The sequence below is a fragment of the Brucella sp. H1_1004 genome (assembly GCF_047308065.1).
Lineage (GTDB): Bacteria > Pseudomonadota > Alphaproteobacteria > Rhizobiales > Rhizobiaceae > Brucella > Brucella pseudogrignonensis_B.
Genome location: NZ_JAYKZA010000001.1, coordinates 1,438,336 through 1,455,431 on the forward strand (window position 1 = coordinate 1,438,336; position 17,096 = coordinate 1,455,431).

A 17,096-nucleotide genomic window follows, 5' to 3' on the forward strand; every position below is an offset into this window, starting at 1 on the left:
ACGGCTGAAAGTATCCCACTACAGTGTCAGAGGCTCGCGCAAAATTCTAACGGAGATTGCGGCATGGGGCAGGACGCTGGATGGTGCGATTGTGGGGGTGAGACTGAGACTGGTGCCTCGGAAAATCCAGAGCAACCTGCCCATCCGTCTGCTTCGCCCGCAACCGCCAGCGGCGAGCGTGATAATGACCACGCAGGGTTGATCAAAGCAGACGTATGTCCGCAGGCAGGGCAGGAGATAGGGCATGCTCACGCTTGAAATCTTCGATGACGGCGGTGTTTTCCGTTATGGCGACGGTTATGAGCAGATCGTCGAGGAACTGGATGACGCGCTTGAGCAGCGCGACGGCGGCACGCTTGCGCCTGCAAAGTACGTCAGGACGCTGAAGGCGCTGGTCGATCGTCATCCCCACTTCATCGATGGCCATGCCCATCTTGGCTATGCGCTCATGGAAGAAGGCAAGCCCAAGCTTGCACTGCAAGCCTGCCTTCAAGGTCTGGAGGTGGGAGAGCGTGCGATCCCCGCCGGTTACGCCGGTTCGATCGAATGGGGCTTCCTGGAAAACCGCCCCTTTCTGCGCGCGGCACATGGCGTTGTCCTGTCGCAGCTCCGGCTTGGCCAGTGTAACGACGCTATACGACTGATGGAGAAGATGCTCGCCTGGAATCCGAACGACAATCAGGGAATCCGCTATCTGATTGGTTCGGAATATCTGCGTGCTGGCGAAACCGCCAAGGCCGAGCGCATCTTTACGGATGAAGCCGCGCACTACCCGCCTTATCACTATGAGCATGCCCTGTTGCACCTGAAGGCCGGCAATCACGTCTCTGCCGCGACCAAGCTGCGCCATGGCTTTGTTGCGAACGGCTATATCGCCGAGATGTTGTCAGGGAACTCCGAGCCGGCGGCGCTTGCGATCTGGCACGGCTCGAACCTTGCAGAACCCGAGATTGCCCGCGACTATCTGAATCAGTGCGGCGACCTATGGCAGCGAACACCGGATGCTATCGCCTTTGTACGCTGGCTGCATACGCATCCGAAAGTCCTCGCCGAAAGGGCCGCAGTCCTCGAATGCCAGGAGGCGCTGTTGTGGGAGCATGACTTTGAAAAGCGCCAAGCGCTGGGCTTGAAAGAGGAGGCAGCACGCGCGCGGATAGATGACGTTCTTTCGGCAGAGATCGTTCGGAAGAAACCCGACCGTCACGGGCGCCTGATCGAACCATGGCGATATCATCGCACGCGTTTTTGAAGCCTTGAGTACGGTGCCCCCGGGTTCATGGTTCTTTGGTTCGTCCCATGACCATTGAAGCAGCGCAGCAGAGTTCATGAGGCGGATCGACCCTCGAAGCCGCTCATATTTGATAAATTATCGGGATTTATCCGTCAGATATGACTTAAATAGCGTGCGCCGTTTCCGTCTCAGCGCCGACGAAAGCAGGCTCGTAGTCACGCGCCAGCGCGCCAGAAACGCCAACCTGTCTGAAGGCTTCCCGCCATCCGTCCGAAACACGCTGCGCCGTTGTACGGATCATCTCCCGTGCCTCCGCCTCCGGAATCTCGAAAAACTCGCAGGCTTCCAGGGCAAGATTGATCGACCGATCATGTGCCCCTCCTTCAAGGATCGCCGTCTCGAGATGCGGATTGCGATCCGGTGCTGGGTTCACGTCGAACACCGGCGACAAGCGCCACTGACCCGCCCCCACATAGAGGAAGCCGTGGTTCTTCAGGTGATCGTCTTTGTTGGACACGAGGATCGTGAAGATCAGACGCCGATAGAGTTCGCGAAAGTCGGCCATGGGGTCGGGTGAGTAAGCCCGCATAAAATCGACGATCTCGGTATAGGACCCCAGTTCCGCTCCTGTCTTGCCGAGCGCAGTGCGCGCGGAGATGTAGGGAATCCGTGCGGCCCCACGCCGGTCGAACCGCTGGATCAGCGCGACCGGGAACGGCGTGTCCGCCAGTTCCAACCGCGTCTCGGGCGTGCGGATACCGCAGGCTGCCGCCAGGCGGAGGGTTGCGACCTCGACGCGCTCGATCGGTTGTTGATCGTGGACCGAGGTGAACTTCGCCAGCCACAGCGCATCGCCGTCCCTGACATTGGCTTTGGGGCGAGCTCCGCCAGAGCCGCCCGCGCCGGCCAGCGCCTGCATTTCCTCGGGCGAGATTTCCTTGCCTTGCTCATAGGCCCGCGCGATCGCCGTGATGGTTTCGAGATCGACCAGACGCGGAACGGCGTCCGCTGCCTTGCCGCGAATGACCTCGCCCTTGTCATCCAGAAAGCGCAACGCGCCTTGCCGGCACGCATCGTCGGAAAGCGTCAGATACTCAAATTCGTTGAGACCATTGCCATAGGCGCGTTCGAGCAGCCTGCGTCCCCAGCTGTCCGGAGCCGCATCGGCGAAAACCCCCGCCAAAGCGTCGCGCATGTTGCTGGGCTGCCCCGAGGTGTGAAATGGGCCGGCCTCAAGAGGGAAATCGGGCTGTATGGCGAAGGCGCGCGGGTTCTCGATCCATTCGGCGCCATAGGCGAAGGTCGAGAATTGCCGTGGCCCGGTATGGGTGAAACGCAACTGGCCCACCGATGTCCGGCCTTCGCCAAGCGCGACATGGGCGACGAAATCGGCCATCAGAAGGACGCCCCGTCAGGGTCCACAACGTCCTGTCGATCCTGCTCTTCTTCCGTCTGAGCCTTCTGCTTTTTCAGCCTTGCCGCGAAGGAGCGGCCCCGCCGCGGTCCATGCTCCGCTGTCAGCGCCAGCCCCAGATCGTCCTTGCGGATATCGATCAGGTCAGCGAGCCGCTCCAGAAGGCCCAGCACAACGAGAACGTCGGCAAGCGTTCCGATGGCAACGCCCGGATCACCCCGTTCAAGGCGGGCGATGGAACTTGGCGAGGTTCCCGCACGCACGGCGAGATCCGCCACGGCAATACCACGCCGTAGCCGCGCGTTGCGGATATCCTGGCCCAGCCGTTCCAGTGCTGGCTTCGCCTTGGGAGAACCCATCTCAATCATCCATATATGATGCAAAACATCTATAAACCGATCATATATGACTAATTAGCTCCAAGGTCAAGAATTCTAGTCCGCGCCCGCCCGGTCCACCATCACCTCGTTTTGGCAATCTGCGACAGGCGGGGCGCGAACTGAGGAGCCGATATTCTCGATCTCCTTGGCCATTGGCGGTCAGTGCCTCGAGATAGGGCCGCATGACCGTGGCGACCGTTCCTCGCTCGGCCTGGCTGGCAATCTCGCTTGGCGTCGTCTTGCGCTGGCGGAGCGCTTCCTGCAGGCCTTCGATCGCCACCGACAGGCCAATCTTGTTCCGATATCGGAAGCAATCGGCGATCGTCTTTGCGACGCCGAAAACCTTCACGGGCACCCTCTCGACAGGGTGGGTTTCAACCCCCTCCGTCAGGAGACGATCTGTGAAACGTACCAGCCGAATGGGCGTGCCTTCGGATCTCGGGGGCCAGTCCTTCTGGCCCACGGCGAGCCAAACCTGCCTCGGCAGTTGATCGGTCAGCCCGTGGAACGCCAGGGCGGAAACGAGGCAAACGACGCCCTTGGGAACCCGTTTGGCGGCCTCTGCCAGACTGTGGTGAACGTCGAGAGGTGCATCAGAAAGTTGATAAAGTCCTCGCGCGAGCCGAAGCACCTCGCCGTCGCGTTCCATGCGGCTCATGGTGGCGGCTGTTACGCCTGCCTCGCGCAGCTCTGCCAGGCGCGAAATGCCGCGCGCGGTCAGCACGGTATGGGCAATCTGGCGTTGGGACATGGATGACGGCACGATACGGAAACTCGGAACATAGGACTTACTGTCCGAGGATTTGTATCATTTTCGCATGGTGAGGAAAGGTGCGAGGTAAGAGGCTGCCGTTTTACGAAACGCGTTCGCCTCAAACGGACCCCTGAGCCAACAGCGACGACGGCTCACCGAGTCACCTTGTACATCCGCACCGGGAGGGGAAAGCCTTCCCCTGCGTCCGAGCCTTTGGTCTCGACCGACCCCTTCTGCGGGGCGGCTGCCCCGCAACGCCCCGCTGAGAGTGAGAGAGTGGACTTGTTTCCCGTGACGGGTTGAAGGTCGGAGAAGAGGTCTCTGACGCCCGTCATGGAGATTGGTCCCATGAATATGCAGGTCCTCGATGCGCGCCGTGACACCAGCGGCGGTTACAAGGTCGATGTCGGCCGGGGCGAGCGGGTCGGCCGCGTCTCGTCCGAATGGTTCTCGCGCCCGGCCGACGAGCGCTACCTGTCGCTGTCCGAGTTGGCGCGATCGGTCCGCGACCGCACCGAACGCAGCCGGACGCGGGTGGTGGAGAGCGCGCTCATCCATGTCGAGGCGAACCGCAACGACCCGGAGCGGCTGGCCCTGATCCTGCCGGGCACGGATGCGCCAGTCGCGCCGACGCACTGGTCCTTCGGCCAACTCGCCAGCCTGGTCGGAGCGCCCGCCGCCTATTTGCGGCAGCTCCCCGCCGCACTTGCTGGCATCAACCTGCAATACGGCCTGACCTCCAATCGGGCCGAGCAGATCAAGACGCTCGAAACCGACAATGGCCGGGTCGAACTGCGCGCCGTCACTGGTCCGGACTATGGCCGCATCTTCGACCACGAGCTGGTCGAGGCCGTGCAGCGCATCGCCGGCAACGGCACGGGCGACACCCGCTGGAAGGTGCCTGGCGTGCTCGACTGGTCGACCGGGATCTACAATCCGCGCGTGGACATTACCAAGGATACGACCACGCTCTATGCCTCCGACCGGGACGTCTTCCTGTTCCTGGTCGACGACCTGAATCCGATCGAGGCCGGCCGACTGCCAGACGGATCGCCCGACCTTTATTTCCGCGGCTTCTATTGCTGGAATTCCGAAGTCGGCGCCAAGACGCTCGGCATGGCGAGCTTCTATCTGCGCGCGGTTTGCCAGAATCGCAATTTGTGGGGCGTGGAGGATTTCGAGGAAATCACCATCCGCCACTCCAAATATGCGGCCAATCGCTTCGCGCACGAGGCGGCCCCAGCGCTGCTGAACTTCGCGAACTCCTCACCCCTGCCATTCGTCAACGGCATCAAGGCGGCGCGCGAGCGGATCGTCGCCAGAACCGACGAAGACCGCACCGACTTCCTGCGTCGGCGCGGCTTCTCCAAGGCCGAAACCGGCAAGATCATCGACAGGGTGCTGGCCGAGGAAGGCCGTCCGCCCGAGTCCATCTTCGACTTCGTGCAGGGCATCACTGCCGTTGCGCGCGACAAACCGCATCAGGACGCCCGCCTCGACATGGAGGGCAAGGCCAAGAAGCTGCTCGATCGCGCCGCCTGATTTCCGCAATGCGGGGGATGCGGTGTTCCGTATCTCCGGCTTTGCGCTTCCATGCCTTTCTGGTTTGCCGGTCCGTGGCGCTGCCCCCTTTAGAGGAAGAGGGCGGCGCTTCGCTTCGTGACGGGTTGGAGGTTGAGAGAGAGTCTCTCGGCCGCCCGTCGCGGAGTAAATCCCTATGGCTACTGCCGTTCAGAAGATCGTCCTGTCGTCCTCGCGCGACATCCCCTTCAACAAGCTGGTGCTCAGCCAGTCCAACGTCCGGCGGGTGAAGGCCGGCGTCTCGATCGAGGACCTCGCGGCCTCGATCGCTCGTCGCGGCCTGATCCAGAGCCTCAGCGTCTTCCCCGTCGTTGACGCCGAAGGCAACGAGACCGGCATGTTCGAGGTGCCCGCCGGCGGCCGCCGCTTCCGCGCGCTCGAACTGCTGGTGAAGCAGAAGCGTCTCGCCAAAGTCGCGCCCGTCCCCTGCGTGGTCCGCGATCGCGACGGCGCCATCCTCCCCGAGGAGGTGTCGCTCGCCGAGAACATCGAGCGCGCTGCGCTCCATCCGCTCGATCAGTTTCGCGCCTTCCACGACATGCTGATCAAGGGCATGACCGAGGAGGAGATCGCCGCGGCGTTCTTCGTGCCCGTCAACGTGGTCAAGCAGCGGCTGCGCCTCGCGACCGTCTCACCGGTCCTCCACGACGTCTATGCCGACGACGGCATGACGCTGGAGCAGCTCATGGCCTTCACGGTCTCCCAAGACCACGAGCGTCAGACCCAGGTCTGGGACGCGATCAAGGACGCCTGGTCGAAGGAGCCCTATCAGATCCGGCGCATGCTGACCGAGACCACGGTGCGCGCGTCCGACAAGCGTGCCATCTTCCTCGGCATCGAAGCCTATGAGGCGGCTGGCGGCATCGTCATGCGCGACCTGTTCCAGTCCGACGATGGCGGCTGGCTGCAGGACGTCGCGCTTCTCGATCGCCTCGTCGCCGAGAAGCTGAAGGCCGAGGCCGAGGCGATCGCCGCCGAAGGTTGGAAGTGGATCGAGGTGGCGGTCAGCTTCCCCTACGATGCCGTGCGCGGCCTTCACGAGGTCTCCGGTACGCCGATCAATCTATCGGCGGAGGAACAGGCGACCATCGAGGCGCTCACCGCCGAGCAGGCCAGGCTCGAAGCGGAATATCAGGACGCCGATGAACTGCCCGATGAGATCGACGAGCGTATGGGCGAGATCGAGACGGCTCTGGCAGCCTTCGACGACCGGCCCGAGCACTTCGACCCGGCCGACATCGCCATCGCCGGAGTCTTCGTCAGCATCGACGCCAACGGATCGCTTTCGGTCGATCGCGGCTTCGTCCGGCCCGAGGATGTGCCTCAGGGCCGGACCGATGGTGAGGAAGGATCGGAGACGAAGATCGAATCCGATGGCACCGCGAGCCCGTCGGTGCAGCGCGCCGTCATCACCATCGGCGGCCGGCCTGTCGAACCTGAAGAGGACGATGAGGACGACAGCATCAAGCCGTTGCCCGAACGGCTCGTCGTCGAGCTGACCGCCTACCGCACCCTCGCGCTGCGCAACGCGGTGGCGGAGAACCCGCACATCGCCATGACGGCGCTTCTCCATAAACTCGTCTCGGACAGCTTTATGACCCGCATGTACGCGGGCGCCATGGAAGCGGGGGTGAAGCACATCTTCTTCCCCGTTCAGGACGAGGCGCTGAAGGACAGCCCTTCCGCGCGGGCCGTCCAGGACCGTCATGACGCCTGGGCCAGCGACATCCCGAAGGACGACGACGCCCTTTGGAATTGGCTCGCTGGTCTCGACGATGCCAGCCGCATGGCGCTACTGGCGCATTGCGTCAGCTATGGCGTCAACGCGCTCTATGAGCGGCCGAACCCGCACAGCGCTGGCGGCGTGTCGCAGCATACGCTCGACATGAGGCTCGCGCAGGCCGACCGGCTGACGCGGGCGACCGGGCTCGACTTGGTCGAAGCTGGGTGGCGGCCGACCTTCGGCAACTACCTCAGCCGTGTCACCAAGCCGCGCATCCTCGAAGCCGTCCGCGAAGGCGCCGGCGAACGGGCGGCCCAACTCATCGACCATCTGAAGAAGGGCGACATGGCCAAGGAAGCCGAGCGTCTCCTCGCCGATAGCGGCTGGCTGCCTGAGCCGCTTCGGATTGCCGGCGTCGACGGCGATCCCGCAGCGGATGCGGACGGCGGCGGCGTGGAAGCCGAGCTGCCCGACTTCCTCAGCGCCGACGACGAGTCCGAACCGCCGGCCGATGGCGAGGACGACGAACGTCACCTCATCGCCGCCGAATGAGCGGGCTCGCGGGACGGCTTCGGCCGCTCCGCACCTTCCAATCCCATCCACTCAGAGCCCGGCCCAGCGCCGGGCTCTTTTCGTTTCAGGAGCCAGACATGCCCGATTTTCTCACCCGCTTCTCCTGCCTGCTCGACGTCGGCTCGGTGGCCAATGTCGCGCGGGCCTTCGACATCTACACCGCGCTGATGGCCGAGAACGGTCGCGAGGACCCGCCCGCCGAGCCGTTCCTGCTCTCGCTGACGCCCGAGCATGGCGCGACGCGCCTTTGGCTTCGCGACCCCGGGACCGCCGATCCGCAGTTGCTGATCACCTTCGTCACCCGCTGCGCCGAAACCTTCGCGCTCACGGGCACATGGGGGTTTCAGTGGGCTGGAGTCGCCTCGGAACCTGTCGTCGACGGTTTCTCCGGTGGCGCCCATCTGCTCGATCTCTCCACCGGCCGCACCATCCAATGGATCAGCACCGGCCGCTGGCTCGCCGAGGGGGGTGCGCGATGATTCCCGATCACGCGCGCGTCAATTTCCAGACCTTGCTGCGCGCCGCGGAAAGCGGCGATCTGGCGCTGATCGAATGCACGGACGCCGCAACCGGCGAGCCGCGCTATGTCGTCTGCGCCGTGGGTCGGGATGGCGCCGACTATATGTTTACGCCGTTCGGTCATCTGGCGGACGGTAATCCCTATGACGCTTACCTTCCGCCCAATACTGGCGGCGAGATGGTCGCCTGATCCTACCAGACGGCCACTTCCCACTGACCGTTGACGCGGGCAAAGCCGACCGGCCGGTTCTGGGGCGTGGCGTTCGCCCTGGTCGTGTCCATCGTGAGCTGCGTCATGCACGTCACGCCAGGCCCGACACCACCCGGCGAACAATCACCCAGCTTCAGCGTCGCATTGGCCAGCGACGTACCCGTGAAGAGGCGATGGCGGCGGACTGCTGCGATGGCCTCCTCTTCTGTTGGCTGCGCGACGCCCGCAACTGCGACCGCCGATGCGCCGCCGCCGGGCGCGATCACCGGGCGGAGCGCGAACCCCGCCCCAAAGCCCACAACGAGGCAGCCTGCGGCCACCATGCCGATCACACTTCCCTTCATCACCGTCTCCCTTCGGGGCCTCGCTCGGTCGGACGGACATGCGTCCCCGATCGCCCGGGTCGCCGTCCGCCATGTGTTGGAGGAAGGAATGTAGCGCCGCGCATCCCACCTCGGAAGGCCGCGCGATCAGACGGTCATGCCGCGCGCCAGAGCGAGAGGACGGCCGGGACGGGTTCGAGCCGGTCCGGTCGAGAGAGCGCCGCCGGTTCGTTCCGATCCGCTTTCCGGAGAACCCCCATGCCCGACACCAACACCAGCACTGACGATTCCTCGGCGCGCGCCGTGGCCCTCGTACCGGAGACACGCCGGATAGGCTTCCTGCCAATGCTTTTTGGCCGCCAGCATGTCCTCGTGGCGGAGATGACCGTCTATCACCTGATGGAGCGCCTGAGCCCGCTCGACTATCGTGGCGGTCTCTGGGACTTCTATGAGCGCGACGGGAGGCCGCTATACCTCGCGCCGACCTCGAAGCCGCGCTTTCAGATCGTCTGCAACACCAACGGCTATGAGGGCAAGGTATCGGCCGACGCCGCCGGCATCATCGCGACGCTTTTCGCCTTCTCCCATCTCTCCTTCAAGTATCCGGTCGACGCGATGTCGGAAGGATATGGCCGCCTTTACGACCACGCCGCGGACCATCCGGAATCCGCGGAGATCTTCCAGGCGATCGACTGAAATCGGCTGCTTCCCTCAGCGCCCGGCCTCACGGTCGGGCGCTTTTTTATGTCGGCGGATCAGAGGAAGAGGACGGCCGGGACGGGTCGAGTCCGGGCGGTCGAGAGAGAGCGCCGCCGGGCTTGTCCCTTCCGCTCTCCCGAGGTTGCTCCCATGAACATTTTGTCTCCCGTGGCCCTTCCGGCCGCGCCCGTCACCCGTGCGCCCCCGATCCTCGCCGTGGCGCTACAGCTTCTCGATCATCTCGAACGCGGCCAGCGCATCGATGCAGCGATCCTCCGTGCAGCCATGGAAGCGGCTTTCAGCGCATCCGACACCAGCGGCGCCTGGGACTGGAAGGCGGCCTATGAGGCATGCGAGGTCGCGACAGTCCTCTTCCTGCGCAAATACGGAAAGGCGCTTTTCCGTAAGGCCACATCTCCGGCTGCACGTTTCTCCGTTCTTACAAAGATCGCCGGGCTCCTGCCGACGCATACGCGGCGCTCGGAAGAATCGCAGGCGCTCCAGCAGTTCTCGACGCCGGCACCGCTCGGCCTCGCCGCTATCGCGGCCGCCTCCATTGCTGCTGGCGACATCGTGCTGGAGCCGTCGGCTGGCACCGGCCTGCTCGCCATCCTGGCCGAGATATCAGGCGGAACGCTCCTCCTCAACGAGCTGGCCGAAACCCGCGCCGATCTGCTCGCTGCGCTGTTTCCGGCCGTGGCCGTCACGCGCTTCGACGCCGCCCAGATCGATGATCATCTCGCGCCGGGCGCCATCCCCTCCGTCGTGCTGATGAACCCGCCGTTCTCGGCCATGGCAAACGTCACCGGCCGCGTGGCCGATGCAGCCTATCGCCACGTTGCCTCAGCACTGGCCCGGCTCGCCGATGGCGGGCGGCTGGTGGCGATCACCGGCGCCAACTTCAGTCCCGACCACCCGGCCTGGGCAGCGGCCTTCGTCCGGCTTCAGGAGCGCGGGCGCGTCGTCTTCAGCGCCGCTATCGACGGCTCGGTCTATGCCAAGCACGGCACGACCATCGACACGCGGCTGACGGTCATCGACAAGCGGCCGGCCGACGATCGGGCGGCGTTCCCCGCTTCGCCCGGCACCGCGCCCGACGTCGGCACGCTGCTCGGCTGGATCGAGACGCAGGTTCCGCAGCGCCTGCCTGCGACCCTCCCGCCAACAGCGACCTTGGCACCCGCCACGATGCCCCGCACCGTTCGCGGATACCTTGCGCGCACCACCGCTGCACGTCGCGCGACGCCTTCGTCCATCGAGCCCGAAGGCGTCGAACTCGCCTATGAGACCTTGGACTGGACGCCCGCCGAAGACGGCCGGATCACCGACGCGATCTATGAAGAATACGGATTGCAGGCGATCCGTATTCCCGGTGCGCTGGCCCATCCCACCAAACTGGTCCAATCTGTGGCGATGGCCTCGGTCGCGCCGCCCAGGCCGAGCTACCGGCCCCGGCTGCCCACCAACATCGTCCCAGATGGTCTTCTCTCCGACGCCCAACTCGAAACCGTCATCTACGCCGGCGAGGCGCATGCCGACTTCCTTGCCGGGTCGTGGACGCTCGATGAAACCTTCGACGTCGTCTCGGCCGCCCCCGACGATGCGCCGAACGCCGTGCGCTTCCGCCGCGGCTTCATGCTTGGCGACGGCACCGGCGCGGGCAAGGGTCGTCAGTCGGCCGGCATCATCCTCGACAACTGGATGCAGGGCCGTCGCAAGGCGGTGTGGATCTCGAAATCCGACAAGCTGCTGGAGGACGCGCAACGCGACTGGTCGGCCCTCGGCATGGAGCGCCTGCTGGTCACGCCGCTGTCGCGCTTCCCGCAGGGCAAGGACATCACGCTCTCGGAAGCCGTCCTATTCACCACCTATGCCACGCTACGGTCCGACGACCGGGGCGAGAAGCTTTCCCGCGTCAAGCAGATCGTCGAATGGTTGGGCTCCGATTTCGATGGAGTGATCATTTTCGACGAGAGCCACGCCATGCAGAATGCCGCAGGCGGCAAGGGCGAACGCGGCGACGTCGCCGCCTCGCAGCAGGGCCGTGCGGGCCTCCGGCTCCAGCACGCCCTGCCGAATGCGCGCGTCGTCTATGTCTCGGCGACCGGCGCGACCACCGTCCACAATCTCGCCTACGCCCAGCGCCTCGGCCTCTGGGGCGGCGAGGACTTCCCGTTTTCGACCCGCGCCGAATTCGTCGAGGCGATCGAGGACGGCGGCGTCGCGGCGATGGAGGTGCTGGCCCGCGACCTGCGCTCGCTCGGCCTCTACACGGCCCGCTCACTCTCCTACGACGGCGTCGAATACGAACTGGTCGAGCACCACCTCACTCCCGAGCAGACCGGCATCTACGACGCCTATGCCGGCGCCTTCGCCATCATCCATAACAATCTCGACGCCGCCATGCAGGCCGCCAACATCACCGGCGACAGCGGCACGTTGAACCGCCAGGCCAAGTCCGCGGCTCGCTCAGCCTTCGAATCCGCCAAGCAGCGCTTTTTCGGCCATCTGCTGACCTCGATGAAGACACCGACCCTGATCCGCTCGATCGAGCAGGACCTGGTCGACGGCCATGCCGCCGTGATCCAGATCGTGTCGACCGGCGAAGCCCTGATGGAGCGCCGTCTCGCGGAGATCCCGACAGAGGAATGGAACGACGTCCGGGTGGACATCACCCCGCGCGAGTACGTTCTGGATTACCTCGCCCATTCCTTCCCGGTGCAGCTCTATGAACCCTTCACTGACAGCGAGGGCAACTTGTCGTCGCGGCCGGTGTTTCGCGACGGCCAGCCCGTCGAGAGCCGCGACGCCGTTGCCCGTCGTGACCGCCTGATCGAGAGGCTCGCTTCGCTGCCGCCGGTCCCCGGCGCGCTCGATCAGATCGTCCAGCGCTTCGGCACCGATATCGTGGCGGAGGTGACGGGACGTTCTCGCCGCATCGTCCGCAAGTCGGGTGCCGACTCCATGACCAACCCCGGCGGCATCAACCGCCTCGCCGTGGAGAACCGCGCCGCCTCGGCCAATCTGGCCGAGACGCAAGCCTTCATGGACGACCAGAAGCGCATCCTGATCTTCTCCGATGCCGGGGGCACCGGACGCAGCTATCACGCCGACCTGTCGTCGCGGAACCAGCGGCTGCGCGTCCACTATCTGCTTGAGCCGGGCTGGAAGGCCGATGCCGCCATTCAGGGCCTGGGCCGCACCAACCGGACCAACCAGGCGCAGCCACCGCTGTTCCGGCCGATCTCGACCGACGTGAAGGCGGAGAAGCGCTTTCTTTCGACCATCGCCCGCCGCCTCGACACGCTGGGCGCGATCACGCGCGGCCAGCGCCAAACGGGCGGCCAAGGCCTTTTCCGTCCCGAGGACAATCTGGAGAGCCACTACGCCCGCGACGCCCTGCGGCAACTCTACCTGCTGTTGGTGCGCGGCAAGGTAGAGGGGTGCTCGCTTCAGATGTTCGAGGACGCCACGGGCCTCTCGCTGATGGATTCCACCGGCATCAAGGACGAACTGCCGCCGATCACCACCTTCCTGAACAGGTTGCTGGCGCTGACCATCGAGCTTCAGGGCGTCCTGTTCACGGCGTTCGAGCAACTGCTGAACGCCAAGATCGAAGGCGCTATCGCTTCCGGCAGCTACGACGTCGGGCTGGAGACGCTGCAGGCCGAGAGCTTCATCGTCACTGATCGCCGGACCATCCACGTTCATTCCGGCACCGGCGCCGAGGCCCGGCTCCTGACCATCACCCAGCGCCACCGCAACCGGCCGGTGACGCTGGCCGAGGCACTCGATCATCTTGGCGACGCGGGCGCGAGGCTACTGATCAACGAGCGCTCGGGCCGCGCCGCCGTGCAGATACCAACCACCAGCATCATGCTGGACGATGGCGAGATCGAACGGCGCGTGCGGCTGATCCGGCCGATGGAGGCGCACAACATTCCCATCAAGATGATGGACGAGACCCATTGGGTGCAGGCGGAGCGGATCGCCTTCACCGCGGCATGGGATGCCGAGGCTGCCGAGGTGCCGGAGTATGCCGATAGCACCATCCATGTTGTCAGCGGGCTATTGCTGCCGATCTGGAAGCGGCTGCCGAACGAATCGACGCGGGTTTATCGACTCCAGACCGATGACGGCGAGCGCATCGTCGGCCGCCGCGTCTCCCCCGCATGGGTGGCGGGCGCGCTCGCGACCGGCACGTCAACCCTGACGCCCGACGACGCGTTCATAGCGCTGATGGACGGCAAAACCATCCTCGATCTCACCGAGGGCCTTCAGCTTCGTCGCGTCCGGGTCATGGGCGCCAACCGCATCGAGCTGTCAGGCTTCACCGACGCCATGCGAGATCGCCTGCGCACCTATGGCCTGTTCCACGAAATCATCTCGTGGAAGCTACGGATGTTCGTCCCGACCGATACGACCGGGGCTGCGATCCTGGCCAAGGTCTTGGAGCGCTATCCCGTCGAGCGCATCGGCGAGCGGGAGGCGGCGTGATGGCTAGGCAGGACGCCTCCGAACTGGCATTCCGTCTCGGTCGGCAGGCCGAGGCGGTGTGCCGCCACTACCTCTCTGCCGGTCATCGGGAGGGCCGCTATTGGCTGGTCGGCGATGTGCGCAACACGCCCGGCCGCTCGATGTTCGTGCGGCTAAAGGGCGGCGAAATCGGCAGGGGCGCGGCTGGCAAATGGACCGACGCCGCCACCGGCGAGCATGGCGATCTACTTGACGTCATCCGTGAGAGCTGCGGCCTTGTGGACTTCAAGGACATCGCCGATGAGGCGCGTACCTTCCTGTCGATGCCCCATCCTGAACAGGACCGTCCGCATGGTGGCGAGCGCAAATCACCGGCGCCATCCGGATCACCGGAAGCGGCACGCCGGCTCTTTGCCATGGCGCAGCCGATCTCGGGCACGCTCGCAAAGACGTATCTCCGTACACGCGGCATTACGGATTTGCACGGAACCGGAAGCCTGCGCTTCCATCCCCGCTGCTACTACCGGCCTGACGAGCACTCCCCGACCGAGACCTGGCCGGCGATGATCGCATCGGTCACCGATCTCGCCGGGCATAAGACCGGCGCGCATCGCACCTGGCTCGCACCTGACGGCTCGGACAAGGCCCCGATCGACACGCCGAGACGGGCGATGGGCGACCTCCTCGGGCATGCCGTTCGCTTCGGTGTGGCGGGTGAAGTGATGGCGGCGGGCGAAGGCATCGAAACGATGCTGTCGCTCAGGATGGCGCTGCCCACCATGCCGATGACGGCGGCCCTCTCGGCGGCACATCTCTCGGCAATCCTGTTCCCCGACACGCTGCGACGGCTTTACATCGCCCGCGACAATGATCCGGCCGGCGACAGTGCGATGACGACGTTGATCGAACGGGCGAACGCGGCCGGGATCGAGGCGGTCGTGGTGTCTCCGCGCCTGGGCGATTTCAACGAGGATCTCCGCCTGGCGGGGCTGGACAGCCTCCGGGCAGCGACCCGGGTGCAGATCGCGCCACAGGACGTCGCACGCTTCATGTCGCTGGCGGCATAGGCCGCAAGGAGAATGCAGGCGGCGGCAGCGCCGTCGCAGGCATCGCTCGGATAATCTTGAGGTCGGAGAGAACCGCGCCCCGGCCTTCGAGAGGGCGATCGGCCAGCAAACGGCCCGGACCCGCAACGCCTGCGGCGGACTATTTTCCGGCGCGGCCAGAGGCCGCTTTCCATCGCGAAACAAAATAGCCCGCCTTCGTCATCCTCCGCTGTGCTCCGGCCCTCCGCTTCGCTGCGGGTGCAAGTCCGAACCGCCCGCCGGCTTTCGTCGCCATGAAGGCCGCGAGGGTCGCGGTCGAACCGACGGAGCATCCCGATGAGCGAGCACGACGACTTTGAGCCGCATCACGCCTCTTCACCCACCGACCATGTCCTGAGCGAACTCCAGCTTTACGGCTACCGTCCCTTCACGGATGAGCCCGATCCACGACCGCTTCCGGAGGGGGACCATATCGCTGGCGCCATCGCCGATATCTTCGACGCCCTGATCGTCACTCTGGAGGACACCCGCCTCGAGCCCGACCTCGACGATCTCCTCTGGTCGACGGTCAACGTCTTCCACCGCGCCAACGAACGGATCGAGCGCGAGTTGGACGACAACGAGCAGGCGCAGCGTCGCGGTCAGCGCGAACAGGATGGCAGCGAAGTAAAGGCCGTCGAGCTGGAACGCCTGACGGCGGAGGGCCAAACCATGATTGAACGCCGCAACACCTTCGAGTTAATGCGCGACCAGGCCGCCGAACACTATGAGCGCCACACCGGGTCGAACTGGCGTCCCCGCAGCGGGTCGATGGTCAACCACCGCAATCTCACCTCGGCGATGATCGACAGCCGGGACTTCCTTGCCGCCAAGAAGCGCACCGACAATCAGGTGCTGCTACCCGCCGGCCCGAAAATCGCCTTCACCGGCGGGCTCGACTTCAACGATCACCACCTGATCTGGACCAAGCTCGATCAGGTTCACGCCAAACATCCCGACATGGTGCTGCTGCACGGCAAGTCGCCGAAGGGCGCCGAAAAGATCGCGGCCAAATGGGCCGACACCCGCAAAGTGCCGCAGGTCGGCTTCGCGCCCGACTGGACGAAACACGCCAAGGCCGCACCGTTCAAGCGCAACGATCAGATGCTCGACGTCCTGCCGATCGGGGTCATCGTCTTCCCCGGCACCGGCATCCAGGACAACCTGGCCGACAAGGCGAAGAAGCTCGGCATCCCACTGTTCGATTTCCGCCCGAAGGGAGGTGGCGCGTAAGCGCCGCCTCTCACAGCATTTCGGGTCGAAACAGCGATCTGCGGCTGATGACCTTGCCGGACACCACGAACACGCCGTCGCCGGTATAGTGCAACGTCTCGGGATGTTTTGGCGACGTGGCGACATGCGCCTTCACCACCTCGAAGATGAAGAAGTTGTACTTGTCGACCAGTGCATCGTCATGAAGGCGGCATTCGAAGCTGGCATGGCATTCGCCGATGAGCGGCGCATTGATCTCGCTCGCGTCTTCCGCCGTGAGGTCGAACTTGGCGAACTTGTCGATTTCGGCTCCCGACGTATTGCCGATCCCGACCACGGTATCGGTCAGCGCCGTCGTCGGCAGATTGATCACACACTCCCGGCTCTCGCGGATCATGCGGTGACTGTGATTGCCGCCGGAGATCATCAGGCCGACCAGAGACGGCGAGAATTCCAGGATCGTGTGCCAGCCGAGCGTCATGATGTTCGTCGCGCCCTGCCACTTCGACGACACCAGCACGATCGGGCCGGGTTCCAGATAGCGCCGCACCTGGCTGACGGGGAAGTCGATGTTCTTAGGCAACTTCGGCACGGGCGTCCTCTTCGGCTGTTGGGCTTTGCACGACCATACCCGCCCATGTCGGCAGCATCACGACCGGCAGCATGGCGACGATGCTTCGGCGCGAAAGCATTGAACGGGCGATCCCATCGTGGCCCCGGTCATGGCGGAAAACCATCTCTCGCTTCCATTGCGCTGATCCTTGGTCCAGCCGCTGGCCTGACGCCATCAACCCGTAAAGGGTCGGACTACGCAAAGCGTGCCGCCGCTCCGGCTTTGCCTGCGCGGTGATTGCGGCCATCGGTCGGACACATCGGGCGCCTGTCGCGCGGGAGATGGTCTCCCGCCTCCAAGAC

Annotated in this window: 14 protein-coding genes and 1 pseudogene; 9 read left to right on the forward strand and 6 right to left on the reverse strand. The window is 64.8% G+C overall.

Annotation, left to right across the window (positions count from 1 at the left end):
* The first annotated feature begins 244 nt into the window (after nt 1–244).
* Nucleotides 245–1,249: a tetratricopeptide repeat protein gene (locus U2P60_RS06890; RefSeq protein WP_151690324.1), complete on the forward strand. Its 1,005-nt coding sequence runs from the start codon at nt 245–247 to the stop codon at nt 1,247–1,249.
* Nucleotides 1,250–1,394: 145 nt separating this feature from the next.
* On the opposite strand, the gene U2P60_RS06895 is transcribed toward U2P60_RS06890, so the two are convergent.
* The 3 genes and pseudogenes from U2P60_RS06895 to U2P60_RS06905 all read right to left on the reverse strand — a co-directional run.
* Complete coding sequence (locus tag U2P60_RS06895) at nt 1,395–2,627, reverse strand: type II toxin-antitoxin system HipA family toxin (protein ID WP_151690325.1); 1,233 nt, start codon at nt 2,625–2,627, stop codon at nt 1,395–1,397.
* A complete protein-coding gene (locus U2P60_RS06900) occupies nt 2,627–3,004 on the reverse strand; it encodes a helix-turn-helix domain-containing protein (RefSeq protein ID WP_151690326.1) in 378 nt (125 codons plus the stop codon). The genes U2P60_RS06895 and U2P60_RS06900 overlap by 1 nt, the downstream gene beginning before the upstream one ends.
* Nucleotides 3,005–3,173: 169 nt before the next feature.
* Nucleotides 3,174–3,776 (reverse strand): annotated as a pseudogene (locus U2P60_RS06905) (type IV toxin-antitoxin system AbiEi family antitoxin domain-containing protein); the annotation flags it as partial.
* Between the two features lie 351 nt (nt 3,777–4,127).
* Here U2P60_RS06905 and U2P60_RS06910 point away from each other — a divergent pair.
* From U2P60_RS06910 to U2P60_RS06925, 4 genes are all read left to right on the forward strand, one after another.
* Nucleotides 4,128–5,321 (forward strand): DUF932 domain-containing protein, encoded by a 1,194-nt coding sequence (locus tag U2P60_RS06910; RefSeq protein WP_151690327.1) that lies wholly within the window; start codon nt 4,128–4,130, stop codon nt 5,319–5,321.
* 175 nt (nt 5,322–5,496) lie between these two features.
* Complete coding sequence (locus U2P60_RS06915; RefSeq protein WP_151690328.1) at nt 5,497–7,635, forward strand: ParB/RepB/Spo0J family partition protein; 2,139 nt, start codon at nt 5,497–5,499, stop codon at nt 7,633–7,635.
* Nucleotides 7,636–7,733: 98 nt separating this feature from the next.
* Complete coding sequence (locus tag U2P60_RS06920) at nt 7,734–8,135, forward strand: hypothetical protein (protein WP_151690329.1); 402 nt, start codon at nt 7,734–7,736, stop codon at nt 8,133–8,135.
* A complete protein-coding gene (locus tag U2P60_RS06925) occupies nt 8,132–8,365 on the forward strand; it encodes a DUF6117 family protein (RefSeq protein ID WP_151690330.1) in 234 nt (77 codons plus the stop codon). Before U2P60_RS06920 ends, U2P60_RS06925 begins: the two co-directional genes overlap by 4 nt.
* 2 nt (nt 8,366–8,367) lie before the next feature.
* Here U2P60_RS06925 and U2P60_RS06930 read toward each other — a convergent pair whose 3' ends face one another.
* Nucleotides 8,368–8,730: a hypothetical protein gene (locus U2P60_RS06930; protein WP_235918393.1), complete on the reverse strand. Its 363-nt coding sequence runs from the start codon at nt 8,728–8,730 to the stop codon at nt 8,368–8,370.
* Nucleotides 8,731–8,967: 237 nt separating this feature from the next.
* On the opposite strand from U2P60_RS06930, the gene U2P60_RS06935 reads away from it, so the two are divergent.
* The 4 genes from U2P60_RS06935 to U2P60_RS06950 all read left to right on the forward strand — a co-directional run bounded on the left by U2P60_RS06935 (nt 8,968) and on the right by U2P60_RS06950 (nt 16,202).
* Nucleotides 8,968–9,405 (forward strand): antirestriction protein, encoded by a 438-nt coding sequence (locus tag U2P60_RS06935; protein WP_151690331.1) that lies wholly within the window; start codon nt 8,968–8,970, stop codon nt 9,403–9,405.
* A gap of 153 nt (nt 9,406–9,558) precedes the next feature.
* Nucleotides 9,559–13,905, forward strand: a complete 4,347-nt coding sequence (locus U2P60_RS06940; protein WP_151690332.1) for a strawberry notch family protein — start codon at nt 9,559–9,561, stop codon at nt 13,903–13,905.
* A complete protein-coding gene (locus tag U2P60_RS06945) occupies nt 13,905–14,951 on the forward strand; it encodes a toprim domain-containing protein (protein WP_413571929.1) in 1,047 nt (348 codons plus the stop codon). The genes U2P60_RS06940 and U2P60_RS06945 overlap by 1 nt, the downstream gene beginning before the upstream one ends.
* 315 nt (nt 14,952–15,266) lie before the next feature.
* Nucleotides 15,267–16,202, forward strand: coding sequence for a DUF2493 domain-containing protein (locus U2P60_RS06950; protein WP_151690334.1), 936 nt, complete (start codon nt 15,267–15,269; stop codon nt 16,200–16,202).
* 10 nt (nt 16,203–16,212) lie between these two features.
* Here the strand turns inward: U2P60_RS06950 and U2P60_RS06955 are convergent, their stop codons facing one another.
* Entirely contained in the window at nt 16,213–16,773 is a 561-nt protein-coding gene (locus U2P60_RS06955; RefSeq protein WP_151690335.1) for a flavin reductase family protein, read from the reverse strand.
* The gene (locus U2P60_RS06960) at nt 16,757–17,041 is read right to left on the reverse strand and encodes a hypothetical protein (protein WP_151690336.1); all 285 of its coding nucleotides are present in this window, start codon (nt 17,039–17,041) and stop codon (nt 16,757–16,759) included. Before U2P60_RS06960 ends, U2P60_RS06955 begins: the two co-directional genes overlap by 17 nt.
* Nucleotides 17,042–17,096: the final 55 nt, after the last annotated feature.

Bases quoted from the DNA above. Each gene is read 5' to 3' on its own strand.
- U2P60_RS06915 (WP_151690328.1), top strand. From the start codon at position 5,497: ATGGCTACTGCCGTTCAGAAGATCGTCCTGTCGTCCTCGCGCGACATC.
- U2P60_RS06940 (WP_151690332.1), top strand. From the start codon at position 9,559: ATGAACATTTTGTCTCCCGTGGCCCTTCCGGCCGCGCCCGTCACCCGT.
- U2P60_RS06895 (WP_151690325.1), bottom strand. From the start codon at position 2,627: ATGGCCGATTTCGTCGCCCATGTCGCGCTTGGCGAAGGCCGGACATCG.
- U2P60_RS06890 (WP_151690324.1), top strand. From the start codon at position 245: ATGCTCACGCTTGAAATCTTCGATGACGGCGGTGTTTTCCGTTATGGC.
- U2P60_RS06910 (WP_151690327.1), top strand. From the start codon at position 4,128: ATGAATATGCAGGTCCTCGATGCGCGCCGTGACACCAGCGGCGGTTAC.
- U2P60_RS06925 (WP_151690330.1), top strand. From the start codon at position 8,132: ATGATTCCCGATCACGCGCGCGTCAATTTCCAGACCTTGCTGCGCGCC.
- U2P60_RS06960 (WP_151690336.1), bottom strand. From the start codon at position 17,041: ATGGCCGCAATCACCGCGCAGGCAAAGCCGGAGCGGCGGCACGCTTTG.
- U2P60_RS06945 (WP_413571929.1), top strand. From the start codon at position 13,905: ATGGCTAGGCAGGACGCCTCCGAACTGGCATTCCGTCTCGGTCGGCAG.
- U2P60_RS06900 (WP_151690326.1), bottom strand. From the start codon at position 3,004: ATGGGTTCTCCCAAGGCGAAGCCAGCACTGGAACGGCTGGGCCAGGAT.
- U2P60_RS06920 (WP_151690329.1), top strand. From the start codon at position 7,734: ATGCCCGATTTTCTCACCCGCTTCTCCTGCCTGCTCGACGTCGGCTCG.
- U2P60_RS06935 (WP_151690331.1), top strand. From the start codon at position 8,968: ATGCCCGACACCAACACCAGCACTGACGATTCCTCGGCGCGCGCCGTG.
- U2P60_RS06930 (WP_235918393.1), bottom strand. From the start codon at position 8,730: ATGAAGGGAAGTGTGATCGGCATGGTGGCCGCAGGCTGCCTCGTTGTG.
- U2P60_RS06950 (WP_151690334.1), top strand. From the start codon at position 15,267: ATGAGCGAGCACGACGACTTTGAGCCGCATCACGCCTCTTCACCCACC.